General features: G+C 71.6%; 5 protein-coding genes. 1 reads left to right on the forward strand and 4 read right to left on the reverse strand.

Annotated elements, in window-relative coordinates; translation table 11 throughout:
* Positions 1-225 precede the first annotated feature (225 nt).
* From IQ216_RS12255 to IQ216_RS12270, 4 genes are all read right to left on the reverse strand, one after another.
* Entirely contained in the window at positions 226-966 is a 741-nt protein-coding gene (locus IQ216_RS12255; protein ID WP_193815681.1) for a biotin--[acetyl-CoA-carboxylase] ligase, read from the reverse strand.
* The gene (locus IQ216_RS12260; RefSeq protein ID WP_193815682.1) at positions 963-2,186 is read right to left on the reverse strand and encodes an aminotransferase class I/II-fold pyridoxal phosphate-dependent enzyme; all 1,224 of its coding nucleotides are present in this window, start codon (positions 2,184-2,186) and stop codon (positions 963-965) included. Before IQ216_RS12260 ends, IQ216_RS12255 begins: the two co-directional genes overlap by 4 nt.
* Positions 2,173-2,505, reverse strand: a complete 333-nt coding sequence (locus IQ216_RS12265; RefSeq protein ID WP_186697055.1) for a co-chaperone YbbN — start codon at positions 2,503-2,505, stop codon at positions 2,173-2,175. The genes IQ216_RS12260 and IQ216_RS12265 overlap by 14 nt, the downstream gene beginning before the upstream one ends.
* Positions 2,506-2,662: 157 nt before the next feature.
* The gene (locus IQ216_RS12270) at positions 2,663-3,442 is read right to left on the reverse strand and encodes a PspA/IM30 family protein (RefSeq protein ID WP_186697056.1); all 780 of its coding nucleotides are present in this window, start codon (positions 3,440-3,442) and stop codon (positions 2,663-2,665) included.
* Between the two features lie 111 nt (positions 3,443-3,553).
* Here IQ216_RS12270 and IQ216_RS12275 point away from each other — a divergent pair.
* A partial coding sequence (locus tag IQ216_RS12275; RefSeq protein ID WP_193815683.1) for a DUF721 domain-containing protein occupies positions 3,554-3,961 on the forward strand: 408 nt, incomplete at its 3' end.

The raw sequence follows: 3,961 nt of genomic DNA on the forward strand, positions 1-3,961 counted from the left end.
CTCCTGGGCGATCCCCAGGCCCACCAGCCCGATCAGGGTTCCACCCGTCACCAGGGCGGCAGGAAGGAGATGGAGGTGGAACAGACGTGCCATGGAGCGGATCAGAGCAGGCAGAGGAGCGAGCGTCAGCGCAGGCGTCAGGGCTCCCAGGGCAGCCGGGAGGCCCCATTCTCACCCGCGAACCGACCAGCTGCCGCTACCCATGCTGTCGCAGGCGCGACAGGCTCAGAAGCTACGGCTGAGCCAGGTGAGGGCCGCCCCCCTCTGCAGCCGCAGGCGACCATCCAGCTCCAGACCGGCCACCTGCCACGGCTCCTCCCCCACCAGCACTCCCTCGGGCGGCTGCCAGAGCCGCTGTTCGGCCTGGTCCCGCACCAGTTCCGCTTCACCCGCCTGGGCCATGGCCCAGCGAAGCGCGCTCCACACCCTCGCCTCCAGTCGTCTGGGGCAGGCCTGGGGATGCCAGCGGCCGGGGCCTGGTCCCCGCCGCCCTCCTGCCCGGGCCAGGGCCTGAGCCACCGAAACCGCCCCGGGCGGCACCCGGTTGGTGCCGTTGAGGCCGATGCCGGCCTGGGCCCAGAGCAGGCGGCCCCCACGCCAGCGCTGGCGCGGCAGCAGGCCCGCCAGCTTGCCGCCATGCACGAGCAGATCGTTCGGCCACTTGATCCGCACCGGCAGACCCAGCCCTTCCAGCTCCCGCGCCAGGCCCACGGCCAGAGCCAGGGGCAGGTTGGCCGGCGCCCGCGATGCTCCAGGCCAGGGGAAGGCGGCACTGAGCCACACCCCGCCAGCGGGCGCGCACCAGGGCCGCCCCCTCTGCCCCTGGCCGTGGCGCTGCCGCCTGGCCACCACGGCCCGCCACGGATCGGGGCCCTGGGGGCCGGGGGGGCTGTGCCGCAGCCAGCGATCCAGCTCCCACTCGGTGCTGGCGCACACGGGCAGCCGCCGGATCTGCCAGCCGCTCACCGGGGCGCCCCGGCGGCCAGCCAGGTGCCGATGCGGGCGGCGCCCTGCTGCAGCTGTTCCGTGGGGTGGACCAGGGCCAAGCGGGCCCAGCCCTCACCACCGGGGCCAAAGCCGTTGCCGGGTGTGAGGGCCACCCCGGTGGCCTGCAGCAGGGCGGCACAGAAGGCTTCTGAGCCTTCGCCCTGATCCTCGCCGGACTGGCTCTGCCATTGGGGCGGCAGGGCCAGCCACAGATACAGGGCCATGCTGGGGCGCCGCACCGGCCAGCCCACAGCTTCCAGGGCCGCGGCCATGTGGTCGCGTCGCTGGCGGTAGGTCCGGCCCAGCTGGGCCGGCCAGTGGGGGGCCTGCTCCAGGGCGGCGATCGCCCCGGCCTGCAGGGCGAGGGACTGGTTGAAATCCACCACCCCCTTGAGCTGCCTCAACGCGGTGATCAGCCACTCGGCACCGATGGCGAAGGCCAGCCTGAAGCCCCCCAGGCACCAGCTCTTGGAGAGGGAAAAGAACTCGATGCCATGGCTGCGCCAGCCCGGCTGGCGCAGCAGGGCCGGGGCCTCCCCGTCGAGGGCCAGGTCCACGTAGGGGTTGTCATGGGCCAGCACCACGTCGTGGCGCAGGGCCTTGTGCATGGCCGCATCCACCCAGGCCTGCTCCCCGGTGGTGGCCGTGGGGTTGTGGGGGAACCCCAGCACCATCAGCTTGAGGGCCTCCCACTCGGCGGTGGACACCCGCTCGAAATCGGGACGCCAGCCGCTTGCCGCATCGAGGCGCAACAGCTGGGGCCGGGCCGAGGCCAGCTGCAGGCCCCCCAGGTGGGAGGGGTAGTAGGGGTCGAGCAGCAGGGCGGCATCGCCGGGATTCAGCACCGCCAAGGGCAGGTGGGCCGTGCCCTCCTGGGATCCCACCAGCAGCAGCACTTCGCGCTGCGGATCGACGGCCACCCCGAAACGCCGCTGCGCCCAGGCCGCGGCGGCCTCCCGGAAGGGCAGCGTGGCGTGGTGCAGGCAATAGGCCGCACTTGAGGGGGCGTCGAGGACGCGCTGCATCGCCGCGATCGCCTCGGGCGGCGGCAGCAGATCGGTGGATCCCAGGGAGAGATCGAGCAGGGGCTCCAGGCCGCTGTCGGCAGCGGCGGCCCTCAGGCTGTAGGCGCTCTTGCGGCGGTCGTTGCGGGCGAAGACGCCACTGCCCAGCTGGGCCAGGCGCTCAGAGATGGGCATCCAGGAAGGCCTTGAGCTGGGCCTTGGCCATGGCGCCCTCATGGCGAGCCACCGGGGCGCCGGCCTTGAACAGCACCAGGGTCGGCAGGCCCTGCACCTGCAGGCGGTCGCGGCTGCCGGGGTTGGGATCGGCCTCGAGCTTGCCCACCTTGAGGCGGCCGGCGTAGTCGCTGGCAGCCCAGTCCATCAGCGGTGCCATCAGACGGCAGGGGCCGCACCACTGGGCCCAGACATCCACCAGCACCGCCTCGCTGCAGGCGATCACTTCAGCGTCGAAGTTGGCGTCGGTGAGATGAACGACGGACACGGCAGTGGACACGGGAACAGCAGAGGGAAAGAACGGGAGCGTGGAGGGAGGGAACCCTTCGGAGCGAGGCTTCAAGGTAGGGGCCCGCCGGCACCCCTCAGGGGCAGCCAACGGATCAGGCCATGACCCCCGCGGGTGGTTCAGGGCCCATGGGGAGCAGAACGGGCGATCAGAGCTTGTCGATCGAGCGCTTGAGCTCTTCGAGTTCGGCATCCACCTGGGCCACCTTCACCGGCTCCAGCTGGGGCACCGGATCGCTGTCCTTGGGCAGGGCCACAGGTTCCGGGCCGGCGGCGCCGGAGAGCCGGTTCTTGAGAGCGGCGAGCTCATCGTCCACATCGCTGCTCTCAAGCGCAGCGAACTGGCTCTCGAGGTCGGCGCCGGCCAGCTCGGCCGCCGCCTGGCTGCGGGCCTCCAGGTTCTGCACCTTTTCCTCCATGCGCTCGAAGGCCGCCATCGAGGAGTTGGTGCCGAGGTTGCCCACGGCGCTCTGGAGCTGCTCCTGGGCCTGGGCGGCCTGGGCCCGGGCCTTGAGCATGTCCTTCTTGGTCTTGGCCTCGGCGATCTTGGCCTCCAGCGCCACCAGGCTCTTCTTGAGCGCGTCCACCTGGCCGGCCTGGCTGTTGAGCTGGGCGTTGAGGGCGGTGGCGGTGTCGTCGTAGGTCTTGCGGCGGGTGAGGGCCTCGCGGGCGAGGTCGTCCTCCCCCTTCTGGAGGGCCAGTTCGGCGCGCTGATACCAGGTCTTGGACTGGCTCTCCGCCTGTTCGGCCTGGTTGGCGATCCGCTTCTGACTGGCAATGGCCGTGGCCACCGCCTGGCGGAGCTTGATCAGGTCGGACTGCATGTCCGCGACGGACTGGTCAAGGATCTTGGAGGGATCCTCCATGCTGCCGATCGCCGCATTGGCGTTGGCACGGAGCAGTCGGCTGAGGCGGTCAAAAAAGCCCATGGCGCAGCTGGGGGCAAGGCCAGAGGCTAACCATGAACGCCACCGGCGTCTGATCGGAGCGGCACCATCGCGCTCAGGACTCAGAATGGGGGCAGGATCTGATTGGCGGCAATGGCAGGGTCGCAGCGACAGCGGAGGCGCGGCACGGCCGTGGCCATGGGTCAGCGCCGCATCGGCAGCATCACGGTGATGGTGCCGGCCAGCCACCCGCCGGCCACGGCCCTGGCCCAGTGCCTCGACACCCTGCAGCAGCAGTGGCAGCGCCAGGGCAACCTGGGGGCGCTATGGCAGCGCTGGCCGACGCTGGCCGGTCCCCAACTGGCCCCACACTGCCGCCCCCTGCGCCTGCAGGGCTCGGTGCTCACGGTGGGAGCCGCCCCCGGCCCCTGGCTGCAGGCCCTGCAGTACAACCGCCACCAGTTGCTGGGCAGCCTGCGGGCCGCCGGCTTTGCCGTGCGGGAGGTGCGCCTCACCCAGCACAATCCAGTCACCCAGCCCGGTCTGGCCGCTGAGGAGACA

The sequence above is a fragment of the Cyanobium sp. LEGE 06143 genome (assembly GCF_015207535.1).
Lineage (GTDB): Bacteria > Cyanobacteriota > Cyanobacteriia > PCC-6307 > Cyanobiaceae > NIES-981.